Raw genomic sequence first — 23,347 nt, forward strand, 5'->3', positions numbered from 1 at the left:
GAGGAAGGACGACATGGCTGCAACCGTCAAGTGCCTGGTCTGGGACCTGGACGGCACCCTCTGGCAGGGCACCCTGCTGGAGGACGGCGAGGTGCACCTGCCGGACGAGGTGCGCAAGGTGGTGATCGAGCTCGACTCCCGCGGCATCCTCCAGTCCGTCGCCAGCCGCAACGACCACGAGCACGCCTGGGCCCGGCTGGAGGCGTTCGGCCTGGCCGAGTACTTCGTCCTGCCGGAGATCGGGTGGGGCGCCAAGTCCGAGTCGGTGCGCCGGATCGCCGACCGGCTGAACTTCGCGCTCAGCACCATCGCCTTCGTCGACGACCGGCCCGCCGAACGCGCCGAAGTGGCCTTCCACCTGCCCGACGTGCGGTGCTACCCGGCCGAGCAGGTCCTCGACCTCCCCGAACTCGCCGAGTTCACCCCCGCGACCAGCACCGTCGACTCCCGGCGGCGGCGCCAGATGTACCAGGCGGGCTTCCTCCGCGAGGCCGAGCGGGCGGCCGCCCCCGGCCCCGACGAGGAGTTCCTGCGCTCCCTGGACCTGCGGATGCGCATCGGCCGGGCGACCGGCGAGGAGCTGTCCCGGGTCGAGGAACTCACCCTGCGCACCAGCCAGATGAACGCGACCGGGGTCCACTACCCGGACGCGGTGCTGCGCGGCCTGATCACCGACCCCCGGCACGAGGTCCTGGTGGTCACCCTCACCGACCGGTTCGGCCCGCACGGCGCGGTCGGCGTCCTGCTGCTGGAGCGGCACCCGGGCCTGTGGCACCTCAAGCTGCTCGCCACCTCCTGCCGGGTCGTCGCCTACGGCGCCGGCGCGACCCTGCTGAACTGGCTGGCCGACGCCGCCGCCCGGTCCGGGGCCCACCTGGTCGCGGACTTCCGGGCCACCGAACGCAACCGGATGATGGAGATCGCCTACCGGTTCGCGGGCTTCGAGGGCCTGGACGAAGCCCCGTGCCCGTGCGCCGACGCCCTCGCACCGGCCGCGGAGGACAGCGGACTCCAGCGCCTGCACCTGATCCCCGGCCCGCGCGTGGTGTCCACCGTCATCAGCGTGGACGCACCCGACCTGAGCACGCCGGAAGGGGGCCCGGGAACGCCGTGACGGCCGCGGGGCCCGGCGCTCCCAGGAGCGCCGGGCCCCGGCCCGTGGTTCGTTCAGAGCTTGCGGACGAGGGTGATCCCGTCGGCCATCGTCAGCAGCGACAGCTCCACCCGGGAGTCCTCGTGCAGCACCCGGTTCAGCGCCCGGACCCCGGCGGTGTCCGGGTCCACGGCGGCCGGATCGGCGACCCGGCCGAAGAACAGGGTGTTGTCGACCACGATCAGACCGCCGGGGCGCAGCAGCGCCAGCGAACTCTCGTAGTAGCGCACGTAGTTGGTCTTGTCCGCGTCGATGAACACCAGGTCGAAGCTCTCCGGCCCGCGCTCCGCCAGCAGCGCGTCCAGGGTCGCGGCGGCATCGCCGATCCGCAGGTCGACCCGCGAGTCGACCCCGTCCCGCTTCCAGAACTCGGCGCCGATGGCCGGCCACCGCTCCTCGATGTCGCAGGACACCAGCACCCCGTCGGCCGGGAGGGCGCGGGCCATGCACAGGGTGCTGTAGCCGGTGAAGGTGCCGATCTCCAGCACCGCCCGCGCCCCCGTCAACCCGACCAGCAGGGCCAGCAGTTGGCCCTCCTCCGCCATCACCTGCATGGCGGTCCCGCCCGGCAGGTCCGCGGTGGTCTCCCGCAGCTCCCTGAGCAGGTCGTCGTCGCGGAGGGAGACCTCCCGGACGTAGGCGAGCAGGTCGCGGGTGGCTGTCGTCTGGTCGGCCATGGCGAAGGGTCCTCTCGGAGGGGATCGGATCGGGGGACATCGGGTCGAAAAAGGTCGGGGCGAAGGCGGGAGCGCGCCGCCGGGAGGTCACCCGGCGCGCATGTACGGGTGGTCGTGCTGCCGCACGGCGACCGCCTGCGCCCGCTCGTGGGCGTAGGCCCGCAGCAGTGCGTCCAGCCGGTAGCGGCCCCCCGCCGGCGCGCCCAGCAGGTTCGCCTCGACCAGGGCGTCCAGGGCCTCCTCGGCCTGCTCCTCGGAGCAGCCGAACATCACCGCGACCCGGCCGGCGGAGACCGAGCTCGTCCCGGCGGCCCCCAGCGCGGTGAACACCTCGGCCGGGTCGACCCCGGCCGGAGCGGTCCGCCGGAGCCCGGCGTGGTCGGCGTCGAGGCAGGGCCGGACGCCGAGGTCGCCCGCGTGCAGTTCGTCCAACAGCCGAGGGGCCTCGGTGAGCCGCCGGGCGAAGTACCCGATGCTCCAGTGCGGGCGCTCCAGCAGCCGGGTCCCCGCGATCCGTATCGCCAGCGGCAGGCCCCCACAGACCGTCAGCACCGTACGGGCCGCCTGCGGTTCGGCGCCGACCCGGGCCGGGCCGACGATGCCGCCCAGCAGCTCCAGCGACCCGGCCTCGTCGAGCGGGCCCAGCTGGAGGGTGTGCGCCCCGTCCAGGTCGGCCAGTCGCCGCCGGCTGGTCACCAGCAGCCGGCTGCCCCCGCTGCCCGGTATCAGCGGCCGTACCTGCGCGGTGCTGGAGGCGTTGTCGAGCACCACCAGCAGGCGGCGGCCCGCGGTGAGCGAGCGGTACAGGCTCTCCCGCTCCGACGCCTCCTCGGGTATCTCGTCCCGGGGCACCCCGAGGTCCGCCAGGAACCGCGGCAGGACCGCCCGGGCGGTCAGCGGCCGCGCGGCTCCGCCGAGATCCGCGTAGAGCTGGCCGTGCACCGAGGAGCCGCGCACGGCGTGCGCCACCTGCAGGGCCAGCGCGCTCTTGCCGACACCGCCCCGGCCGGTCACCACCGCCGTCGCCACCACGCCCGCAGGCATCGGGCCGGTCGTGAGGAAGTGCTGCAGCCTGGCCAGCGCACCGGAGCGGGCCGACAGCGGCAGCGGCACCGAGGGGAGCTGCGCCGGGCTCGGCCAGCAGGATCTGTCCCAGGCGGCGGCCGGCGTCGGCGCGGGGGCGGCCGCCGCCCGGGCCGGCGCGGGCGGCTCCTGCGGGCCGGGCGTACGGGGCCGGTCGTGGACCGAGAGGATGCGCCGGTGGACCTCGCGCAGATCGGCGCTCGGTTCGGTGCCGAGCTGCTCGACGAGCAGCACCCGGGTGCGCCGGTAGAGGTCCAGGGCCTCCGACTGCCGTCCCGAGCGGAACAGCGCCAGCATCAGCTTGCCCACCAGGGCCTCCCGCAAGGGGTGCTTGCGCACCAGCCGCACCAGCTCCGGCACGACCTCGGCGTGCCGCAGCAGCGCCAGTTCCGTGTCGAACCGCAGCTCCATCGTCTGCAGGCGGAGTTCCTGGAGGTAGCGGCCCTCCACGTCGCGCAGCGTCTGCGACGGGATGTCCGCCAGCGGCTCCTCGCGCCACAGGGCGAGCGCCTCGGCCAGCTCGGCGGAGGAGCCCTCCAGGTCCCCGCGCTCGGCCAGCTCCGCCGCGCGCCGGCGGTGGGCCGTGAACTGCCCGAGATCGCTCTCGTGCTCGCCGAGTTCGAGGAGGTAGCCGGGCGCCCGGGTGAGGATCCGGGCGGAGGCGACCTCGCCCAGCGACTGCCGCAGGCGCATCACGTAGGTGCGGACGGTCGCGGCGGCACTCGGCGGCGGGGCGCCGTCCCAGACGTACTCGGCGATCCGGTCGACCGAGATCACCCGGTTGGCGTTGAAGAGGAGCGCTGCCATGACCACGCGTTGCCTCGGCGCGGACACGTGCACCTCACACGTGTTCAACCGGATGGAAAGCGGGCCCAGCAGCAGGAAGTTCAAGGGGAGAGTCCTCTTCGTCACGCGGCCGGCGGGCAGGACTGCCTCCGGCCTCTTGGGGGACCGTGTACGCGTCAACACGGTCCTGTCGGGTCTGCGGGTTCTGTCGGATCCAGGGGGGTGCTTGGAGTGCGGGTCTTGCGCTCGTGCCGGGTCTGCGCTGCGCGACACCGTCGCGACGGTCGGGACCGCCCGCCCGTCCGCCGCGGCTCGCGGCGGTGGCCGACCACCCCGACCGGATCCGCGGGGCGCGGTCCGGTCGGGGTGGTGCCGCCGAGTCGGTGCCAAGTAAATCCCACGGGATTGCTCCGCATCGCAACGTCCTCACCAATCACCGAAGAGATGGCCGGAATTGAACCCGGTCCTGAGCGGATCGATGCGCTCCGGTGAGTACTTGCTGACATTCCGAGCGGTATGGCAGGCTGTCATATGCGGTGCCCGTGAGTGTCCGATCACCGTCGATCGAAGCTCCCTGTATAAGCGCGCACGAGACGGCCCGCCGGTGCGAAGGATGTCCTGCCCGATCACCACACCCCGCCCGTCGGCACTGCGCGGATTTCGAGAAGAGAATGAAAGGCCGACATGACCTCCCTCTCTTTGGACAGCGACCTGTGGTGCCGTCGCTTCCATCCCTCGCCGACGGCCGCGCGCCGACTGGTCTGCTTTCCGCACGCCGGCGGCTCGGCGAGTTTCTACTTCCCGGTGTCCGCCGCACTGCACGGCCCGGTCGACGTCCTGGCCGTGCAGTACCCCGGCCGGCAGGACCGTCGGGAGGAGGCCGGCATCCACGACCTGCACCGCGTGGCCGACGAGGTGTTCGAGGCGCTGCGCCGCTGGGACGACCTCCCCCTGACCCTCTTCGGGCACAGCATGGGCGCGCTCGTCGCCTTCGAGGTGGCCCGGCGGATCGAGCGCGCGGGCGGCCGGGTCGACCACCTCTTCCTCTCCGGCCGCAAGGGGCCGTCCGCGGACCGGCCCGACGCCTCCCACCCGGTCGACGACGAGGGCATCGTGGCCGAACTCAAGGCCATGAGCGGCACCGACGCCCGACTCCTGGAGGACGAGGAGCTGCTGGGGATGGTGCTGCCCGCGCTGCGCGGCGACTACCGCGCGGTGGGGGCCTACCGCGCCGACCGCGACGCCGCGGTCAGCTGCCCGGTCACCGCCCTGGTGGGGGACCAGGACCACTGGGCGCCGGTCCCCGAGGCCGCCCGCTGGCGCGACCGCACGACGGCCGCGTTCGACCTCAGGGTCTTCCCCGGCGGGCACTTCTACCTCACCAGCCGGGCGGACGAGGTGACCGCCGTGCTCCGCGACCAGCTCACCGGCGCGCTGCGCGCCTGAAAGCACGGACGGCGGGGGAGGGGGCGGGGAGTGACACCGTCGGCGACCTCCGAGCAGGTCGGGCCGGGCCGATTCGCCGTCTCCGGGCCGCGAACCGGCCCGCGCCGGTTTCCCGGGCGCACTCCCGCGGGATGCTCGGCGTCAGGATCCGGCCACCTCGCGTTCTCCCGGAATTCCTCGATTCCTGGAAGAGGGAGGGGTGCGCCGTTCCTTCGTCGCCCGTCGTGGGAGCTCCCTGGAGTACGGGCCGGGAAAATCCCTCCCGAAGGCGGTGAATATCCTCCGCCGCTGTGTCGCCGGAGATTTTCCCAGATCCGGATATCGTCTCGATATCGCATCGCGAGACGAGTTGCCGAGCGTCCGCCGGACGCCGGATTCTGCGGCATTGTGCGGTCGGGTTCACTTCTGTCGCACTACGCCCCAGCCGCACCACCGTTCCCTCCTTTCACACCAATTCACAGGAGCTGTCATGAGTCTGGGGTACCTGTTCGGCGGCGGCGTCGGGACCGAGCCGCACGGCCTGGAGCTCTACCGGACCTACGAGGTCGTGCAGGGCTGGTACGAGCAAGTCTCCGCGTGGACCGGGCTGACGGTCGGACAGATCCTGGAGGAGGACCTCCCGACCGCCCAGGAGGAGCGCCAGAGCGTCGGCACGGTCCGCGAAGCCGCCCTCGCGATCGGCGTGCACGACGTGCTCGCCTCGTTCAACCTGCGCCCCGCGGCCATCGGCGGCCTCAGCCTCGGCGCGATGACCGCCAGCTGCCTCGCCGGATCGCTGGGGCGACGGGAGCTGTTCGAGATGCTGGCCGGATCCCGCGACACCCCGGAACCGCCCGCCGAGGACCCGCAGCAGGGCATAGCCATCGCCTTCGGCTCCCTCGCCGACGGCGCCCCCGCCCACCCCGGCGAGAACGTCCCCGGCGTCTACCTGGCGGGCGACTTCGGCCCCACGGTCGACGGCACCAAGCGCATCATGATGCTCGCCGGCCACGCCGAAGCGCTCGGCGCGCTCGCCGCCGAGGCCCCGCCGGGAACGGTCGTCCCGCTCCCCGGCCGCACCATCGCCGTCCACACCCCGCTGCGCCGGCCCTACCGCGACTTCATGGCCCCGCGGATCGACGCGATCCCCTTCAGCGCCCCCGAGCTCCCCCTGCTGTCCTGCCTGGAGTCCAAGGTCCTGCGCACCGCCGACGACGTCAGGGACCTCTTCCAGCGCAACTCCACGGACCCGATCAGCCTGGTCGACGTCTACACCGGGATGAAGGAACAGGGCGTGCAGCTCGGGCTGGTGATGGGCCCCTCGATTCCCGAGGGCATCCTGGCGTTCCCCTTCCCGGTGGTGCACATCGAGCGGCCCGAGCACGTCGAGCAGGCCCTGACCACCGCCTACGAGCTCGGCATCGACCTCACCGGCGCCCCGGCCCTGTCGTGACCGCCACCACCGCCACCGGGACCGACCCGGACGCCCAGATCGCCCGATGGCTGGACACCGACCTCGACGAGTGGACCCGCACCGTGGTCCGGCGGCACTTCGACCCGGTGTCCGGAAGCCCCTACTGGCTCGCGCAGGCCCCCCGGCTGGACTTCGACCCGCGCGACATCACCCGCTACGACCAGCTCGTGGCCTTCGGCTCGTTCCCGCTCGACCGGCTGCGCACGGAGGACCCCGCGGACCTCGTCCCGCTGTCGGTGCCCAGGCCGCTCGTCGGCCGGGTCTGGGACTCCGGTGGCACCACCGGCACCCCCTGCCGGGCGTTCTACACCCCCGACATGCTGCGGCACCGGGCGCTCTGGCGCCGCTGGTCCTTCGTGCGGGAGGGCTTCGCGCCGGGCCGCACCTGGCTGCAGGCCACCCCCACCGGACCGCACCTGATCGGGAACGGCGTCCACGAGGTGTCCGAACTCCACGCCGGCCAGGTGTACGCCGTGGACATGGACCCCCGGTGGGTGAAGCGCCTGATCCGGGCGGGACGCCTTTCCGAGGTCGGCGACTACACCACCCACCTGCTGGAGCAGATCGCCGACGTCCTCGCGCCGGGCCGGGTGCACTACGTCAACACCACCCCGGCCCTCTTCCAGGCCCTCCGCCAGCGCCGGCCCGACCTGGTCGCCGCCCTCGACGGCGTGCGCCTGAGCGGGACCCAGATCAGCGCCGACATGTACCGGACCTTCACCGCCGCCCTGCAGGGCGGGATCTGCGGGCTGACCTACGGCAACACCTTCGGCAACGCGGCCTGCCTGGACATCGAGCGGGACGGCGAACTGATCAGCTACGTCCCGAACTACCCGCAGGTCACCATGGCGGTGGTCGACAAGGCCGACCCCTCGACCCAGGTCGCCCCCGGCACGGTCGGCCAGGTCCGGCTCACCGTCCTCCACGAGGACCTCTTCCTCCCCAACATCCTGGAACGCGACCAGGCCCTCCGTCACCCGACCGACCGCTGGCCCACCGACGGCGTCGCCAACGTCCGCCCCCTCCAGATCGCCAGCTCCTCCCCCGAGGGCCTCTACTGAACCGTCGCCCCACGGCGACGGCGGGCCGCAGGGGGCGCCCGGCCGCGGACTTCGGCGGGCGCCCCCGGGCCGGATGCGGTCAGGAACACGCGGCCGTGCTCACCGGTCCACGCCTCCCATCACCGGGTCGATGCTCGCCACCGCGACGATGACGTCCGCGAGCAGGCCGCCCTCGCACATCGCCGCCATCGTCTGGAGGTTGGTGAAACTCGGGTCGCGGAAGTGCACCCGGTACGGCCGCGTGCCGCCGTCGGAGACGACGTGCGCGCCCAGCTCGCCCCTGGCGGACTCGACCGCCGCGTAGGCCTGGCCGACCGGGACCTGGAAACCCTCCGTCACCAGCTTGAAGTGGTGGATCAGCGCCTCCATGGATTCGCCCATGATCTTCCGGATGTGGTCGAGCGAGTTGCCCAACCCGTCCGGGCCGAGCGCCAGTTGGGCGGGCCAGGCGATCTTCTTGTCGCCCACCATGACCGGGCCGGGGGCCAGCTTGCCCAGGCACTGCTCGACGATCCGCAGCGACTGGCGTATCTCCTCCAGCCGGATCAGGAACCGCCCGTAGGCGTCCGCGGTGTCGGCCGTCGCGACCTCGAACTCGTAGTTCTCGTAGCCGCAGTAGGGGTCGGACTTGCGCAGGTCGTGCGGCAGCCCGGTGGCCCGCAGGATCGGCCCGGTGGCACCCAGCGCCAGGCAGCCGGCCAGGTCCAGGTGGCCGACGTCGACCAGCCGAGCCTTGAAGGCCGGGTTCCCGGTCGCCAGCTTGTCGTACTCGTGCATCCGCGAGCGCAGCAGCTTCACGCCTTCGCGGATCTTGTCGACGGCGCCGGCAGGCAGGTCCTGCACCACGCCGCCCGGCCGGACGTAGCCGTGGTTCATGCGCAGGCCGGTGACCAGTTCGAGGATGTCGAGAACGACCTCGCGGTCCCGGAAGCCGTAGACCATCAGCGTGGTGGAGCCGATCTCCATCCCGCCGGCGGCCAGCGCCACCAGGTGCGAGGAGATCCGGTTGAGCTCCATCATCAGCACCCGGATGACGTCGGCCCGCTCCGGGATCTGCTCGGTGATGCCGAGCAGCCGCTCCACCGCCAGACAGTAGGCGGTCTCGTTGAACAGCGGCATCAGGTAGTCCATCCGGGTCACGAAGGTCGTGCCCTGGACCCAGTTGCGGAACTCCATGTTCTTCTCGATGCCGGTGTGCAGGTAGCCGATGCCGCAGCGGGCCTGTTTCACCGTCTCGCCGTCGATCTCCAGGATCAGCCGCAGCACGCCGTGGGTGGACGGGTGCTGCGGCCCCATGTTGACGATGATCCGCTCGTCGTCGGCCCGCGCGACGGCGTCGACCACCTCGCCCCAGTTGCTGCCGGTGACGGTGTAGACGCGGCCCTCGGTGGTGTCCCGCGCTCCTGACGAATCGTGCTCGCCGCTGCTCATCAGCCGTATGACCTCCGCTCGGGTCGCCGGTGGCGCCCGATGTGCCTGTGTCGCGGCGCGTGATCGGTCACGACAGGACCGCGGCCGTCCGAGCGGTCGCGAATCGGCGGCTCGGGCTCATCGAGTCCAGGATCGCGTACATCTGCGACGAGGCCGAGCGCGGCGAGCCGGAAGGGTCCGAACGAAGTCGTCGCCGGAAGCCGGTCCGACCGGCAGGGAGCGTCATTCCGACCGTGCTGCATGCCCCGGTTGACCTGCGGAGGCACCAGTCCTGCCCGGCGACAGCTCGGATTCTTCGCGGGTGGGGCACGCAGACTACTCCGGCACCGCGTACGCCGCCGGCACTGCCGACTGCCGCATCGGCGGCGGCACCGGCACCTGCGCGTTCACCCCCACCGCCGCCGACGGCGGCAAGAACACCGGCTCGCTCACCCTCACCTGCACCACCACCGTCGGCGGCACCATCCTGGCCGGGCACGTCACGGTCTCCGCAACCACCGGCGGCAACCGTCACCACCTTGGGTGGGCGGCCGCCTCCACCGCCGGTGCCGGCGGTGGCCGGGCCGGTGACGGCCGGTTCGAGGTCGCCGCGCACCGGGACCGGTGCGTACACCTGGCGGGCGGCGCCTCTTCGCCCGTGCTCTCCCGTGGACACCGGTCGGGGCTCGCGGGGTGCGGAGGAGGCGCGCGGGTCGTGGCGCACGCCGTGTGCCGGCGGTGTGATCCGGCCGGTCTGCGGAGGTGTGCATGATCGTGGTCGGTCCGAGGAATGATCACGGCAGCATGGGCGTCATGTGCATGATGATCAATGGGGGCGGGCCGTGTTTGTCGATCGGTTCATCGCGGTGTCGGCGGAGCTGACCGGTTTCAGCGCCGAGGAACTGCGCGCGACCGGCATGGCGGGTGACTATCGGGCCGTGGTGCTGGACCGGGCGGGCGCGGAGCGGCTGGGCCGGCTGGAGGCCGCGGCGGCCGGTGGCTCGGCGGAGCTCCTCCGGGAGCCGGTGCGGGAGTTGGCCCGGGCCGTGGCCCACCTGTGGTACCTCGGGACATGGCCCGGGCTGTCGGACGGGGAGCCCTTCGTGGTCTCGTCGCGCGCCTACGCCGAAGGCCTGGTGTGGCGGACCTTCCACGGGCACGCGCCGGGCACGGTGGCGCAGGGGCACGGCAGTTGGTCCGCCGCGCCGGCCTTCGGGGCCGCCCGCGACGCGGACGCGGTATCGGCGGAGCAGTGGTGAGCGCGCCGGACGCGCGGCACTGGGACGTGATCGTGGTCGGCGCCGGGTTCGCCGGATCCCTGGTCGCCGGGCAGCTCGGTGCGCGGGGCTGGCGAGTCCTGGTCCTGGAGGCCGGCCAGGGCGCACCCGATCCCGAGCAGGGGCATCTCGACGCGGTGGAGTCCTACCGCTCGGCCGTGGCGAAGGTGCCCAACTCTCCTTACGGAGCCGGTCGTTGGATTGACTCGCCGGACGTGACGGATCTCTCCGGCGACACCGGCGGCGGGTTCCGCTCGGACGGGTACTTCGTGCAGCGCGGCCCGCTGCCCTACGCCAGCGGATACCTGCGGGCCAACGGCGGCACCGGACTGGCCTGGACGGGACTCGCGCCGCGCATGCACCCGGAGGACTTCCGCGCGGCGGACTTCGGGCACGGCCGGAACTGGCCGATCGGCTACGGAGACCTGGAGCCGTACTACCGGGCCGCTGAACGGGAGATCGGGGTGGCCGGCGACGTCGACGAACAGCGTGAGGGCGTCGGCCTGCCGTTCCCCGACGGGTACCGGTTCCCGATGCGGTCGATCCCGCGCAGCTACCTGGACGAGGTGATGGCGAAGGCGCTGGACGGCAGGTCGGTGCAGGAGCCGGGCGGGCAGGGCCCGACCCGCCTGCGGGTCGTCACCACGCCGCACGCCCGCAACGGACTGCCCCACCCGGACGCCGACCCCGACGAGCCGGCCGCCGGGCGGCCGTGCCAGGGCCACGCCAGCTGTGTGCCGATCTGCCCGTCCCGCGCCAAGTACACGCCCCTGCGGACACAGGCCCGGTGGGGCCCGTCGGTCACCCTGGTCACCCGGGCCGTCGTCACCCGGGTGCGGATCGCCGGCAACGGCCGGGCCGCCGGTGTCGAGTACCGGGTCTGCCGCGACGACGCCGCCACGCCCGCCACGGCGAGCACGCACACCGCCGACGCCGACCTCGTCGTGCTGGCCGCGCACGCGATCGAGAACGCGAGGCTGCTGCTGGCCTCCGGCGCGGCCAACAGCAGCGACCAGGTCGGGCGCAACCTGATGGACCACCCGGTCCTGCTGACCTGGGGACTGATGCCGCGTCAGATCGGCCCCTACCGGGGCCCCGGTTCGACCTCCGGCCTGGAGGGCTTCCGCTTCGGGGCGGCCAGGGCCCGTCGCGCCCCGTTCCGGATCGAGATCGGCAACTGGGGCTGGAGCTGGGCGCTCGGCCCGCCGGACGGCCGGGTCGCCGAACTCCTGCGCAGCGGCGGCCCGGATGGCCGCGGCCTGTTCGGCCCGCAACTGCGGCGCACCCTGGCCGACCGGATCGGCCGGGAGTTCGCGTTCCAGTTCGAGATGGAACAGGACGCCGACCCGGCCAACCGGGTCACCATCGACCCCCGCCACCGGGACGCGCTGGGCAACCCGCGCCCGGTGCTGCACTACGACCTGTCCGACCACGTCAAACGCGGCATCGTCGCCGCGAAGAGCGTCTCCGACCAGCTCTTCGGCCTGCTCGGCGCCGAGGACCACACCCGCTTCGATGCGGGACCGGCCTGGCCGGGCCACTTCGAGTACGAGGGCCGGTCCTACGCCTACCGGGGCGCCGGGCACGGGGCGGGCACCCACATCATGGGCGACTCGCCCGCGACCTCCGTGGTCGACGAGTGGCAGCGCTGCTGGGACCACCCCAACCTGTACGCCATCGGTTGCGGCAGCATGCCCACCGTCGCCACCTCCAACCCGTCGCTGACCATGGCCGCCCTCGCCCTGCGCAGCAGCGACGAGATCCACCGCGACCTGCTCGCCCGCCGCCGCCCCGGCTCCGTCCGCGGGCCGGGCGGCACTGCCGACCCCGCACTCCGAGGAGCCGACCGCCGATGAGCCCGGACCAGCCGCTGCCCCTGCCGCCCGTCCCTGCGCCGTACCAACTGCCGTTCCACTACGGAGCGTTGCACAACATCGGCCTCGACTGGCTGACCGATCCGGGCCCCGTCCGGGAGGTCCTCGCCGAGCACCACCCCGACCTGGTCGCCGCGGACTTCGACGGGCGCGCCTGCGTCTCGCTCAACTACCAGCTCTACTTCGCCCAGTACCCGAACGGCGGCGGCATCACCCAGGAGATCGAGGTCAACATCGTCGCCCACCCCGCAGGCGCCGTCGGCCGCCTGCCGGAGGTCGGCTACGAGCAGTACGCGCGGGGCTTCGACCAGACCAAACTCCTGGGCATCGCCCGCATCCACGTCCTGTGCGACAACCCGCTCGCCATCGACGCCGGCCGCAGGCTCTACGCCGAACCCAAGTACCCGGCGTGGTTCGAGACCACCATGCCATCCCTCAACGGGCCGACGCACCAACGGACTTGGTCGGTCACCTGCCGACAGGCCGGACTCTCCGAGGACCGTACCGGCATCGACCGTTGGGACCGTGCCCTGTTCTCCTTCGAGGCCGACCTGGCCGGCCTGACCCCCGAGCCCGTCAACAACACCCCCATCACCGGCTACGGCACCGACCCGGTGGGCGGCCTGCTCGCCGGTCCGATGAACGTCTACCAGCCCTACCAGTACCACCTGCTCGACGACACCACCCGCGCCCGGGTCCGACTCACCGTCACCGACCCCGCCGACGGCGTCGGCCGCCACCTCACCGACCTCCTCGCCGACTCCCGCGCCGCCGGCGTCTGGACCTACCAGTCGGCTCCCGTGGCCGCCCACAACCGCCCCTACTACATTCCCGCCAAGGGCTGAGCGAGCGAGAAGACGGCAGGCGGGACGCCGGGCGCCGCCCGCGCCGGGGAGCGGGCGGCGAGCCGGCCGGTCAGCCCGCCCCGACGGCCGGCGCCCGTACCGGCCGACGCGCGTCTCACCCCTTCTTCCCGGCCTCCTCGCCATCCGCCTCGGGCAGCGAGGGCCGCTGAGCGCCTTCGATCCCGGCCCCCACGCGCAGGGTCCGCATCCGGTCCATCAGCCCGTCGAGACGGGTGATCGGCAGCGTTTCGAGGAACGCCGAGAGGTCGCTCCCGCTGATGAACTGCGGAACGGGCGCCTGGGAGATCTCCCTGAGCATCTTGAGCACCATGACGTTCTCCAGGCCGAGCACCTGGATCTCGGACTCCAGCTCCAGCCTCACCCGCCGCCGCTCCGCTTCCACCCGCACCTTGTACCGGCTGCGGTCGACGCCGGGCTGCCCGGTGCCCTGCGCCACCCCTGGCCGCCACCTCCCGAGACACCTCCAACTGCCGCCCGGCCCAAGGCATTCGAGCGCGCCGCAGCGTTCCGGCGACTCGCCGTGGCCTCGCCCCCACGTCCCGCCGTTCACCGCGCGCGTCCGGATCCGTCCCTGCCGCCCGGGCGTCGGGCCCGGCCGGCCTCGGCCGGACCCCGTGCACCCCGCTCGTCACCCGGGTCCCCGTCCGGGCCCGCACCGCCGTCCTGATCGCCGTCGGCGGCGCCACCGCCCTCGCGGCAACTACCGGACTGGCAGCCCCACTTGTCGCATGCGGCCGGCCTCGGCGGCACCGTCCGGGGCAACCTCACCCTGCTTCGGGCCATCGCCGCCCACGGCCACCTCAGGACCGGTGGACGACCGGCAGGACGGCGGGCCGCTGCCTGCTCAGCCCCGGCCGGTCGGCCGGTTCGTCCGGACAGCGACCGGTCCGCCCGTCCCCGGTTTACGGACGGGGCGGCGGGAGTATCGTGGGAAGAAGCCTGCAGGGCGAGCGAGGGAGTTCGACCGGATGGCCCCGGTGCTGGGCGGCGACGTCGCACGGGGCGTCTGTCAGCGGTCGGGCTGAGAGGCTGGAAGGTCTGTGAGACCGGAAGGCGACCTCCACCACCTGATCCGGACAATGCCGGCGAAGGGAGCCCACCTTGCAGGTTTCGCCTGTCCGGGCGAGATTCCTGCCGGACGCGACCAGCGAAGGGGGCGAGCGATCCGAGCGGTCGCGACGGCGCAGCGTGCGGCCTCGACGACAGCGAAGCCGACGAGCCGGCGGTCGGGGCGGCTGCGGTCCGAGCCGTCGGTGGCCGGGTAGACCTGCACCACCTCGCGGCCGGGACGCTGCCCGGTGTTGCACGCTCGGAAGGAAAACTCGACGAGCTCTTCGGCAGAGCCGTCCGCGAGGCGTACCTCGACGCTCTCGGAGGACCAGGTCGTGCAGCCGCCGCCGGTCCCGAACCAGTACGCGGGTACGCCGGCCCGGCGCTGTCAGGCCCGGTAGCCGATGAACAGGTCCTCGGAGTAGTCGAGTTGGCCTTCGGTCGGCACGGCCTCCCGGACCGGGCTGTCGGCCTCATCGGCGGGCCAGGTGGTGGGCAGCCGGCCGCCCGGGTCGACCGTGCCGAGCAGTACGTCGACGAGCGCCTCGCGGGCCTGCTGGCCGGGGAACCAGCAGATCAGTGCGGACGCCATCTCCTCGCGCCACGGCATCAGTACCGGGGCGCCCGCGTCGACCACGACCACGGTGCGCGGGTTGGCCGCGGCGACCCGGGAGACCAGTTCGTCCTGGCGTCCGGGCAGTTGCAGGTCGGCCCGGTCCATGTCTTCGCTCTCCACTTCCTCTTCCTCGGTGGTGCCGACCACGACCACGACCATCGCGACCTCGGCCGTGCGGGCGGCCTCGACGGCCTGCTCGATCAGCTCGCGTCCGGGGAGACGGTCGGCGCGGCGTGGCCGAGCGAGAAGGAGACCGGACCGAAGCTCGTCCGCGAGACAGGCACCGAACCGTGACTGACCGGAGCGGCAGATGTCGCCCCGTAAATCTGCGCCTTTTCCGGCGCCTCGCCGTGTCCGTGGCCGGACCGGAAGCGGACCGCCGACCGCCGAGGTGCTTTCGCGTGGAGTGGCAGGCTGGACGTGGAGCGTGACGGTCGCGCCTCGCGGCTGTCGTCAGGGGTGGTTGCCGGTCGGGCGCCGGGAGGAGACTGTCGGGGAGGGGCTGCGCGACGTGGCCGAGCGGGCGGGTTCGGTGTTCCGAGCGAGACGGGAGCCGACCGATGTCGGATACCGGTGTTGGTGAACTGCGGGCTTTTGTCGGTGAGTTGGCGGGTCTGGTCCGGCTCGCCGCAGAGGCGCTGGACGGCGCGACCGCAGCGCTGACGGCCGAGGTCGGCGCGGCGGACGGGGTGGTGCGGTCGGAGAAGGCGCTGGCGGAACTCCGCGGGCGGATCGAGGAGGACGCGGGTGCCGCGCCCGCCGGGTTGCAGGCCGTGGTGGCCGGCGTTCAGGTGGGCCGCGAGGTGGAGTGGCTGGGGGTGCTCGCCCAGCGGCTGCTGGAGGTGGCCTGGTCGCGGCAGGACCGCGAGCCGTTTCCGGAGCAGCTGCTCACGAGCCTGCGAGCCGTCGCCGACCAGGCCGTCGGTCTGGTCGGCAGGGCGGCCGACGTCCTGGAGCAGGCCGCACCGGAGGCCGTCGCGGACCTGCTGTCGGACGTGCCCGGGACGGTCCGGCGGCAGCGCCTGTTGTACGAGGGGCTGCTCGCGGCAGAGGCTCCGGTCGACGTCGGCACCGCCGCCGACCTGGTCCTGCTGTCCGGGCACTACCAGCAGTGCGCGGAGCACGCCGGTGCGATCGGGCGGTACGCCCTGCTGTTCACCGGCCCCGCGTCGCCGGGACGGGGCCGGAGCTAGGGCGGAGGTGGACCGGCGGTCGCCGTCGCGTCGGCGAGCAGTCGTCGTGTCGCGGCGTGCCGGACGGCTCCGCGGTGGGTCACCACCATGGCGTCCTGCACCGGATCGGTCGGATCGACGCGGAGCCCGTCGCGCCGGGTCAGGTGGGTCAGCAGCGCCAGCACGTTGTGCGCGTACGCCTCCGAGGCCGTCCCGGGGACCTGGGCGGCGAGTTCACCGGCGCCGATGACGATCACCCCGTCGCCGACCAGCGTCGTGGCGCCGGGCCGGGCGCACTCGAGGTTGCCCTGCGCCCAGCTGTCTGCGGGGGCGGGGACGTGCGCGGGCCCGGCCGTCAGGTCGACCAGGACCGAGCCGGGGCGCATGGCCGCCACCGCGTCGGTGCGCAGCAGCATCGGCGGCTCCCCGCCGGGCACGTCGAGTGCGGTCACCACGAGGTCGAAGTGGGGCACGACCGCCGCGAGCACCTCGCCCAGCGCGGAGCGGCGGTGCGCCAGCGTGTCGCACAGTTCCAGGTCGCCGGCCACCGGGTCGAATCCGGGCAGGGCCACCAGCTCGGCACCGAGTGCGAGGGCCTGCGCCCGCTCCTGGCGGCGCAGTTCGACGACCTGTACGCGGGAGCCGAGGCGGCGGGCGGTGTCGACGGCCTGGAGCCCCTCGGGCCCGGCGCCGACCACCAGCGTCCGGACCGGCTCGAACGCCGTGTCCGCCGTGCCCCAGGGCGGCAGGCACCGGCCCAGCCGTTCGGCCGCGAGCAGCACCGCCCGGTAGCCGGCGATCCGCGCCTGGGACGTCGTGGCGTCCATCGGACGGGCCGCGGGCAGCCGGGTGTCCGCCAGGTCGAGGCCGATCGCGGTGACCCCCCGGTCGGCCCACTGCCCCACCGGGCGGGGGATCGCGGCGGGGCGCAGGAGGGCGATCAGCAGCTGCCCGGGGCGCAGGTCGTGCAGTCGGTCGAGGGCCGGCGGATGCACCCCGAGGAGCACGTCGGCGCGGTGCAACAGCTGCGCGTGTCCGGCGAGTTCGGCTCCGGCCGCGAGGTACGCCTCGTCGTGCAGCCAGGCCTGGGCGCCGGCGCCTGGCTCGATCAGGACCGTCAGCCCGAGCCGCCCGACGGCGGGAACCACGTCGGGCACCAGGGCCACTCGTCGCTCGCCCGGCACCGTCTCCCGGAAAACGCCGACGGTCCGGGGTGCTCCGGTCTCCATGTGCGTCTCACCGCCCTCCGGGGCTGGCCGTATGTTCAGTATGTCCTTGTTTGCGACCCCGGCTCCTCCGGGCGGATACTCGACGAGGGGCGCCGTCGGGCGTGGCCCGCCGAACCTGCGTCCCGAGGCGGCGGAAGGGACCGAAATGCCCGGCCGGGGCTGGCAGTTCTGGGTGGACCGCGGCGGCACCTTCACGGACGTGGTCGCGCTGGCGCCCGACGGCCGGCTGATGACCCGCAAGCTGCTCTCGCACGACCCGGCCCGCTACCGCGACGCGGCCGTCGCCGGCATCCGGGCCCTGCTCCCGTCCGGCGACGAACGAATCGAATCGGTGCGGATGGGCACCACGGTGGCCACCAACGCCCTGCTGGAGCGAGCGGGTGAACCGACCGCGCTGGTGGTGACCCGGGGCTTCGCCGACGCGCTGCGGATCGGCTACCAGAACCGCCCGCAGATCTTCGCCCGGGAGATCACCCTCCCCGAACCGCTGTACGCCCGGGTGATCGAGGTGGACGAACGGATCACCGCCGACGGCACGGTACTGCGCCGGCCCGACCTGGACCGGCTCGAAGCGGAGCTGCGCCAGTGCCGGAGGGACGGCATCGACGCGCTCGCGGTGCTCTGCCTGCACAGTTACCTGCACCCCGCGCACGAGCGGGAGATCGGTCGGCTGGCCGAGCGGCTCGGCTTCGGCCAGGTGTCACTGTCCAGCGAGGCAAGTCCGCTGATGAGACTGGTGCCGCGCGGCGACACAGCCGTGGCCGACGCCTACCTCTCGCCCGGCCTGCGGCGCTACGTCCGGCAGGTGGAAGGGGAGTTGAGCGGCGTACCGGTGATGTTCATGCAGTCCAACGGCGGTCTCGCCGCGGCCGGCCACTTCCGCGGCAAGGACGCGATCCTGTCCGGCCCGGCCGGCGGCATCGTCGGCATGGTGCGGATGTCCCGACTGGCCGGATTCGAGCGGGTGATCGGCTTCGACATGGGCGGCACGTCCACCGATGTGTCGCACTACGCGGGCGAGTTCGAACGGGTGGTGACCACCGAGGTCGCCGGGGTGCGGCTGCGGGCGCCGATGCTGGCGATCCGTACGGTGGCGGCCGGCGGCGGCTCGGTGCTGCGCTTCGAGGGCGGGCGGCTGCGGGTCGGCCCGGACTCGGCCGGCGCCGACCCGGGGCCCGCCTGCTACCGGCGGGGCGGGCCGCTCACGGTCACCGACGCCAACCTGCTGCTCGGCCGGATCCAGGCCGAGCACTTCCCGCGCGTCCTCGGGCCGGACGGCGACCAGCCGCCCGATCTCGACCTGGTCCGCCGTCAATTCACCGTCCTGGCCGACCGGATCGCCGCGGACTCGGGGACGAGTTGCTCGCCGGAACAGGCCGCGGAAGGCTTTCTGCGGATCGCGGTCGGCAACATCGCCAACGCGATCAAACGGATCTCGGTGCAGCAGGGCCACGACGTCACCAGGTATGCGCTGACCACCTTCGGCGGCGCCGGCGGCCAACACGCCTGCATGGTGGCCGAGGCGCTCGGCATCCGCACGGTGCTGGTCCCGCCGATGGCCGGGGTGCTCTCCGCACTCGGCATCGGCCTGGCCGACACCACCGTGCTGCGCGAGCACGCCGTCGAACGCCGGTTGGAGGCCGAGGCCATGGCGGACCTGCGCGCACTGTCCGAGGAACTGGCGGCGGGCGCCACGTCCGAGCTGCGGGAGCAGGGGATCGCGCCGGACCGGATCCGGCTGGCCCGCCGGGCCCGGCTGCGGTACCACGGCACCGACACGACCCTGGACGTCGTTCTCGGCGAACTCCACGACATGGAGGGGGAGTTCAAGGAGCGGCACCTGGCCACCTACTCCTTCCTGATGGACCGTCCGATCGTCGTCGAAGCCCTCGCGGTGGAGGCCACCGGCCTCACCGAGCAGCCGGACCTGGGCGCGCCGCAGGTCCACCGGAACGGACCTGCCGTGCGCCCCGCCGTCCGGATGGCCACCGGCGGCCGGTGGCGCGAGGTGCCGCTGCTGCAACGCGAGTGGCTGCGCCCGGCCGACACCGTCACCGGGCCGGCCGTGATCGCCGAGGCCGGTGCCACCACGGTGGTGGACGACGGCTGGCGCGCCACCGTCACCCCCGCCGGCCACCTGCAGATCGAGCAGATCGCCGACCGGGCCGGGCCCGCGGTCACCGCCGAGGCCGACCCGGTGCTGCTGGAGGTGTTCAACAACCTCTTCATGGCGATCGCGCAGCAGATGGGAGCCCGGCTGGAGTCGACCGCCCAGTCCGTCAACATCAAGGAGCGACTGGACTTCTCCTGCGCACTGTTCGACCCGCAGGGCAACCTGGTCGCCAACGCCCCGCACATCCCGGTGCACCTGGGCTCGATGGGCACCACCGTCAAGGAAGTGCTCCGCCGCCGCGGGCCGGAGATGCGGCCGGGCGACTCCTACGCCGTCAACGACCCCTACCACGGCGGCACCCACCTGCCCGACATCACCGTCGTCACCCCGGTCTTCGACCCGGCCGGCCGCGAGATCCTGTTCTTCGTCGCCTCCCGCGGGCACCACGCCGAGATCGGCGGGATCACCCCCGGCTCGATGCCGGCGACCAGCCGGGAGATCGAGCAGGAAGGCGTCCTGTTCGACAACTGGCTGCTGGTGGCGGACGGCCGGCTCCGCGAGGCCGAGACGCTGCGCCTGCTCACCGACGCACCCCACCCCTCGCGCGACCCGGCCACCAACCTCGCCGACCTGCGGGCCCAGATCGCCGCCAACCGCAAGGGAATCGACGAAGTCAACGCGATGGTCGCGCAGTTCGGACTCGACGTGGTCCAGGCCTACATGCGGCACGTGCAGGACAACGCCGAACGGGCAGTGCGCGAGGCGATCGGCGAACTCGCCGACGGCTCCTACCGGTACGAGACCGACACCGGCGCGGTGATCGCGGTGCGGATCCGGGTGGATCGCCGCCGACGCACCGCCACCGTGGACTTCACCGGCACCTCGGCCCAACTCGACAGCAACCTCAACGCGCCGTCCGCCGTGGTGAACGCCGCGGTGCTGTACGTCTTCCGCACCCTGGTGGCCGACGACATCCCGCTCAACGACGGCTGCCTGCGCCCGCTGCGGATCGTCGTCCCACCCGGCTCGATGCTCGCCCCGCGCCCGCCGGCCGCCGTCGCCGCCGGCAACGTCGAGACCTCACAGGCCGTCACCGGCGCGCTCTACGCCGCCCTCGGCCTCCAGGCCGAGGGGTCCGGAACGATGAACAACCTCACCCTCGGCAACGACCGCCACCAGTACTACGAAACCATCGCCTCCGGCGCCGGCGCGGGCCCCGACTTCGACGGAGCCGCCGCCGTCCAGACCCACATGACCAACTCACGGCTGACCGACCCGGAAGTCCTGGAGTGGCGACTGCCCGTCCTCCTCGACGAGTTCGCCGTCCGGTCCGGCAGCGGCGGAACAGGCCGCCATCGGGGCGGTGACGGCGTGGTGCGGCGGATCCGCTTCCGCGAGCCGATGACGGTCAGCATCCTGTCGAGCCACCGCCGCGTCCCCCCGTACGGCATGGCCGGCGGCGCACCCGGCGCCCTCGGCTCCAACCGGCTGCTGCGCCGGGACGGCACGGTCGAGCCACTGGCCGGCTTCGCGACCGTGCACGTCGAGCCGGACGACGTGCTGGAGGTCGAGACCCCGGGCGGCGGCGGATACGGCGAGCCGGAACCACCGGAGCGGCCCGTCCGCAGAGGTGCGTAGCGGCCGTCAGTCCTCGGTGCGTACGACCACGACCGGGCAGGGCGCGTGCTGCACGCAGTACTGCCCGACGGAGCCCAGCAGCGGGCCTTCGAAACCGCCGCGGCTGCGGTGCCCGACGACCAGCAGGGCCGCCCGCTCCCGGGCGGCGGACAGCAGGACCCAGGCCGGGGTTGCCCTTCTCGACCCTGAGCCGGACGTCCACCGGCGGTCGAGCGCCCACGGCCTTCTCGACGCTCTCGGCAAGGGCCTTCCGTGCCGGCTGCCCCAAGCGACTCGGCGCCGGCGGGGGTGCGCAGGCCGGTGCGGCGGCCGAGCAGGTCGTACGAGAAGGCAGTGACCCGGCCGAGAGTCAGCACCCGGCCCGCGCCGTCGTGGGTGTACCGGGTGACCCGGTCGCCGGCGTGCATTTCGACGGTGCGGTCCTGGGCGTCGCGGACGTACTCGACGCGCTGCCCGGCGGCGTTGGTGGGGGCGGCCAGGACGCCGGTCAGGTCCCGCAAGTAGCGGACGGTGCGGCCGGCGAAGTCGGTCTCCCGATCACGCCGCCGGTGGGGTCGTGCTGGTGTGTCCAGCGATCGCCGACCGGGTTGCTGACGGCGGTGAGCCGCAGCTGGCCGTCGGGACGGCGCGCGGTGGTGATCGAGATCGAGGTCGTTCTGGATCCTCGGCCGCGTCCCCGTTCGCCGGGCGGGGCGGGGCGCGCACGGTCGTGTTTCGGCGTGAGGAACGGGATTCGCGCCATGATCCGGGTTCCGGAGGCCGGATCCGGATCATGTGCTCTCGACAATCGTCAACTCGCTGAGGTGCGTACCTGGTCAGCCGGTCTTGGCGAGGTTCTTCTCGAACGCGGCGAGGTAGTTGGGGAGGTGGTGGTCCCTGATGCCGTCGGTCTCGGGGGCGAACATGTCCTGGCGGAAGCCCTTGCCCCGGTCCATCAGTCCGGTGATGAACGGCATGGCCTCGTGGAGGTTTCCGTCCGCGTCGAAGTAGCGGAGCGCGTCGACGTGGGTGAAGACCGGCTCGGGCGGGAGTTGGGGGACGATGTCGTTGTTGTTGACGAAGCGGTAACAGCGGTTCCTGAAGGCCGCGTTGTGGGCGTCGGCGAGGAGGCGTTCGCAGGTGCGGGGCTGGCCGAAGGTGTAGACACCGTCGGGGAGTTGGTGGGGATCCTCGAAGTACCAGTTGGCGCCGGCCAGCATGGCGAGGGCGCCGCCGAGGCTGTGGCCGGTGAACCAGACGCTCTGCCCGTCGGTGCGCAGTTCCTGGACGGTGTCGCGGATCCGGGGGTAGACGGACAGCAGGGCCTGGTGGAAGCCGTAGTGGACGAAGCCCTTGTCGGCCGGTCCGGGGACGGGCGGAGTGTTGACGTCGGTGAGCCAGTCGTAGATCTTCAGGACCTCGGTGCCGCGGAAGCCGGTGACGATCATGCGGTCGCTGGCCATGGTGTAGGCCTGGGTGTCTTCGATCGGGAACGGCATCCGGTGCGTCGACTCGAAGTGGCGTACCTCGTCGAAGCCCCAGGCATGGGCCTTCTCCTCGATGCCGGCCCGGTCCAGCACGGCCAGCCCGGCGGCCTGCGCCATCCAGTAGGCGTGGGGGAGGGAGTAGCGGGTCGTCGAGTGGTCCAGGGCGGGGATGGCCATCGGTGTCCTCCAGGAAGCGGGCCAGTGGGTCGCTCAGCAACCCATTCCCGCATACGAACGAAGAGGAGTCGGCGGCGCTGGAGGCCATTCGGACGGACGCAACCACCACGGAGTCGCGGGCCGCACCGACCGCGAAGGAGCCGTCCCGGCACCCGGAAACCCTGGTTCGCGACACCGATCACGGGCTCGGCCACCTGTCGCACCGGCCGGCCCGACCGAGGCGGAACCGCATGACAGTCGGTCAGGCCACTGAACCGGCATCGGCCAGGGCCGCATCGGGCCCACCCCGGAGAGGCCGCGTGACCTGCGACAGCGCATTCGGCGTTCCGGCGGGCCAGGGGTCTCATGCTCCGCCGCATCCGCCGTGGGGGCTCGGGCGGATGTCCGCTCTCAGCTGCCTGTCGCCGTGTCGAGCAGGCGGCCAATCGGCAAGACAGCCGGCGCCCGGGGACGAGGGCCGCAGGGTCAAGTCCTGTCGTCCTGACAGCGTGTTCGCAGGTCGGAGGCCGTTTCCGCTTGAGTGGCGGAGGCGGACTTTCTGTTGTGGCGGCCGCGGTGGTCGTGAGCGTGCGTTCACATCGCTCGGCAGGGGCACTCCGCAGGACTGGGTCGCTCCGGCGCAACCACAGTGCGGCTGTCGGGTGGGCGATGCTCCGTCAAGGGAATCATCGGATTCCGACTGTGCCGGTTTCACGCGCCCTTCCGATTGCCTGTCCCGCGCCGGGAAGGCCCCGGCCGGCCAGGACTGTCGTCGGGCCGCTCCGTTGCGGGGGTGTGCCCGGAGGCACCGGCAGGTCGGC

18 protein-coding genes and 1 pseudogene are annotated in these 23,347 nt (G+C 72.9%); 10 read left to right on the plus strand and 9 right to left on the minus strand.

The features are described from left to right. The first annotated feature begins 13 nt into the window (after nt 1-13). Nucleotides 14-1,114 carry an HAD family hydrolase gene (locus CG736_RS14615; protein WP_100586637.1) on the plus strand — a complete coding sequence of 367 codons (1,101 nt, stop codon included), beginning with the start codon at nt 14-16 and terminating at the stop codon, nt 1,112-1,114. 53 nt (nt 1,115-1,167) lie between these two features. Here CG736_RS14615 and CG736_RS14620 read toward each other — a convergent pair whose 3' ends face one another. Next, nucleotides 1,168-1,830, minus strand: coding sequence for an O-methyltransferase (locus CG736_RS14620; RefSeq protein ID WP_100586638.1), 663 nt, complete (start codon nt 1,828-1,830; stop codon nt 1,168-1,170). A gap of 87 nt (nt 1,831-1,917) precedes the next feature. Further along, nucleotides 1,918-3,825: an AfsR/SARP family transcriptional regulator gene (locus CG736_RS14625; RefSeq protein WP_255419007.1), complete on the minus strand. Its 1,908-nt coding sequence runs from the start codon at nt 3,823-3,825 to the stop codon at nt 1,918-1,920. A gap of 558 nt (nt 3,826-4,383) precedes the next feature. Between CG736_RS14625 and CG736_RS14630 the strand changes: the two genes are divergently transcribed. The 3 genes from CG736_RS14630 to CG736_RS14640 all read left to right on the plus strand — a co-directional run bounded on the left by CG736_RS14630 (nt 4,384) and on the right by CG736_RS14640 (nt 7,659). Next, nucleotides 4,384-5,145 carry a thioesterase II family protein gene (locus CG736_RS14630; protein WP_100586640.1) on the plus strand — a complete coding sequence of 254 codons (762 nt, stop codon included), beginning with the start codon at nt 4,384-4,386 and terminating at the stop codon, nt 5,143-5,145. A 469-nt stretch (nt 5,146-5,614) separates the two neighbouring features. Further along, the gene (locus CG736_RS14635; RefSeq protein ID WP_100586641.1) at nt 5,615-6,577 is read left to right on the plus strand and encodes a malonyl transferase; all 963 of its coding nucleotides are present in this window, start codon (nt 5,615-5,617) and stop codon (nt 6,575-6,577) included. Further along, entirely contained in the window at nt 6,574-7,659 is a 1,086-nt protein-coding gene (locus tag CG736_RS14640; protein ID WP_100586642.1) for an arylcarboxylate reductase, read from the plus strand. Before CG736_RS14635 ends, CG736_RS14640 begins: the two co-directional genes overlap by 4 nt. A gap of 99 nt (nt 7,660-7,758) precedes the next feature. On the opposite strand, the gene CG736_RS14645 is transcribed toward CG736_RS14640, so the two are convergent. Continuing rightward, a complete protein-coding gene (locus CG736_RS14645; protein WP_100586643.1) occupies nt 7,759-9,090 on the minus strand; it encodes an NADH-quinone oxidoreductase subunit D in 1,332 nt (443 codons plus the stop codon). 301 nt (nt 9,091-9,391) lie between these two features. On the opposite strand from CG736_RS14645, the gene CG736_RS14650 reads away from it, so the two are divergent. The 4 genes from CG736_RS14650 to CG736_RS14665 all read left to right on the plus strand — a co-directional run bounded on the left by CG736_RS14650 (nt 9,392) and on the right by CG736_RS14665 (nt 13,065). Beyond that, entirely contained in the window at nt 9,392-9,841 is a 450-nt protein-coding gene (locus tag CG736_RS14650; protein ID WP_100586644.1) for a hypothetical protein, read from the plus strand. 70 nt (nt 9,842-9,911) lie between these two features. Beyond that, nucleotides 9,912-10,328 (plus strand): hypothetical protein, encoded by a 417-nt coding sequence (locus tag CG736_RS14655; protein WP_100586740.1) that lies wholly within the window; start codon nt 9,912-9,914, stop codon nt 10,326-10,328. Next, on the plus strand, nt 10,325-12,202 hold the full coding sequence (locus CG736_RS14660; protein ID WP_100586645.1) for a GMC family oxidoreductase: 1,878 nt from the start codon (nt 10,325-10,327) through the stop codon (nt 12,200-12,202). The genes CG736_RS14655 and CG736_RS14660 overlap by 4 nt, the downstream gene beginning before the upstream one ends. Next, nucleotides 12,199-13,065 carry a hypothetical protein gene (locus CG736_RS14665; protein ID WP_100586646.1) on the plus strand — a complete coding sequence of 289 codons (867 nt, stop codon included), beginning with the start codon at nt 12,199-12,201 and terminating at the stop codon, nt 13,063-13,065. Before CG736_RS14660 ends, CG736_RS14665 begins: the two co-directional genes overlap by 4 nt. A 115-nt stretch (nt 13,066-13,180) precedes the next feature. On the opposite strand, the gene CG736_RS14670 is transcribed toward CG736_RS14665, so the two are convergent. Together CG736_RS14670 and CG736_RS38915 are read right to left on the minus strand one after the other, a co-directional pair. Then, nucleotides 13,181-13,522, minus strand: coding sequence for a hypothetical protein (locus CG736_RS14670; protein ID WP_100586647.1), 342 nt, complete (start codon nt 13,520-13,522; stop codon nt 13,181-13,183). Between the two features lie 1,002 nt (nt 13,523-14,524). Further along, a complete protein-coding gene (locus tag CG736_RS38915; protein WP_369880201.1) occupies nt 14,525-15,064 on the minus strand; it encodes a glycoside hydrolase family 3 C-terminal domain-containing protein in 540 nt (179 codons plus the stop codon). Nucleotides 15,065-15,357: 293 nt separating this feature from the next. Here CG736_RS38915 and CG736_RS14680 point away from each other — a divergent pair, with 293 nt between their 5' ends. Beyond that, complete coding sequence (locus CG736_RS14680) at nt 15,358-15,945, plus strand: hypothetical protein (RefSeq protein ID WP_100586648.1); 588 nt, start codon at nt 15,358-15,360, stop codon at nt 15,943-15,945. Here the strand turns inward: CG736_RS14680 and CG736_RS14685 are convergent. Further along, nucleotides 15,942-17,153, minus strand: a complete 1,212-nt coding sequence (locus CG736_RS14685) for an NAD(P) transhydrogenase subunit alpha (protein ID WP_100586649.1) — start codon at nt 17,151-17,153, stop codon at nt 15,942-15,944. The two genes, CG736_RS14680 and CG736_RS14685, sit on opposite strands and share 4 nt — an antisense overlap. 145 nt (nt 17,154-17,298) lie before the next feature. On the opposite strand from CG736_RS14685, the gene CG736_RS14690 reads away from it, so the two are divergent. Then, nucleotides 17,299-20,904 carry a hydantoinase B/oxoprolinase family protein gene (locus CG736_RS14690; RefSeq protein ID WP_100586650.1) on the plus strand — a complete coding sequence of 1,202 codons (3,606 nt, stop codon included), beginning with the start codon at nt 17,299-17,301 and terminating at the stop codon, nt 20,902-20,904. A gap of 6 nt (nt 20,905-20,910) precedes the next feature. On the opposite strand, the gene CG736_RS37710 is transcribed toward CG736_RS14690, so the two are convergent. From CG736_RS37710 to CG736_RS14700, 3 genes and pseudogenes are all read right to left on the minus strand, one after another. Next, nucleotides 20,911-21,147 (minus strand): universal stress protein, encoded by a 237-nt coding sequence (locus CG736_RS37710; protein WP_369880197.1) that lies wholly within the window; start codon nt 21,145-21,147, stop codon nt 20,911-20,913. A gap of 143 nt (nt 21,148-21,290) precedes the next feature. After that, nucleotides 21,291-21,404, minus strand: a pseudogene (locus CG736_RS38920) (hypothetical protein); the annotation flags it as partial. Between the two features lie 315 nt (nt 21,405-21,719). Further along, the gene (locus CG736_RS14700) at nt 21,720-22,547 is read right to left on the minus strand and encodes a lipase family protein (protein ID WP_100586651.1); all 828 of its coding nucleotides are present in this window, start codon (nt 22,545-22,547) and stop codon (nt 21,720-21,722) included. Nucleotides 22,548-23,347: the final 800 nt, after the last annotated feature.

Origin of the sequence: Kitasatospora sp. CB02891 (assembly GCF_002803145.1) — a bacterium.
Taxonomy (GTDB): domain Bacteria; phylum Actinomycetota; class Actinomycetes; order Streptomycetales; family Streptomycetaceae; genus Kitasatospora; species Kitasatospora griseola.

Excerpts from the sequence above, each read along its gene's own strand:
- CG736_RS14615 (WP_100586637.1), top strand. The coding sequence starts at position 14 with ATGGCTGCAACCGTCAAGTGCCTGGTCTGGGACCTGGACGGCACCCTC.
- CG736_RS14620 (WP_100586638.1), bottom strand. The coding sequence starts at position 1,830 with ATGGCCGACCAGACGACAGCCACCCGCGACCTGCTCGCCTACGTCCGG.
- CG736_RS14630 (WP_100586640.1), top strand. The coding sequence starts at position 4,384 with ATGACCTCCCTCTCTTTGGACAGCGACCTGTGGTGCCGTCGCTTCCAT.
- CG736_RS14635 (WP_100586641.1), top strand. The coding sequence starts at position 5,615 with ATGAGTCTGGGGTACCTGTTCGGCGGCGGCGTCGGGACCGAGCCGCAC.
- CG736_RS14645 (WP_100586643.1), bottom strand. The coding sequence starts at position 9,090 with ATGAGCAGCGGCGAGCACGATTCGTCAGGAGCGCGGGACACCACCGAG.
- CG736_RS14665 (WP_100586646.1), top strand. The coding sequence starts at position 12,199 with ATGAGCCCGGACCAGCCGCTGCCCCTGCCGCCCGTCCCTGCGCCGTAC.
- CG736_RS14685 (WP_100586649.1), bottom strand. The coding sequence starts at position 17,153 with ATGGAGACCGGAGCACCCCGGACCGTCGGCGTTTTCCGGGAGACGGTG.
- CG736_RS14690 (WP_100586650.1), top strand. The coding sequence starts at position 17,299 with ATGCCCGGCCGGGGCTGGCAGTTCTGGGTGGACCGCGGCGGCACCTTC.
- CG736_RS14700 (WP_100586651.1), bottom strand. The coding sequence starts at position 22,547 with ATGGCCATCCCCGCCCTGGACCACTCGACGACCCGCTACTCCCTCCCC.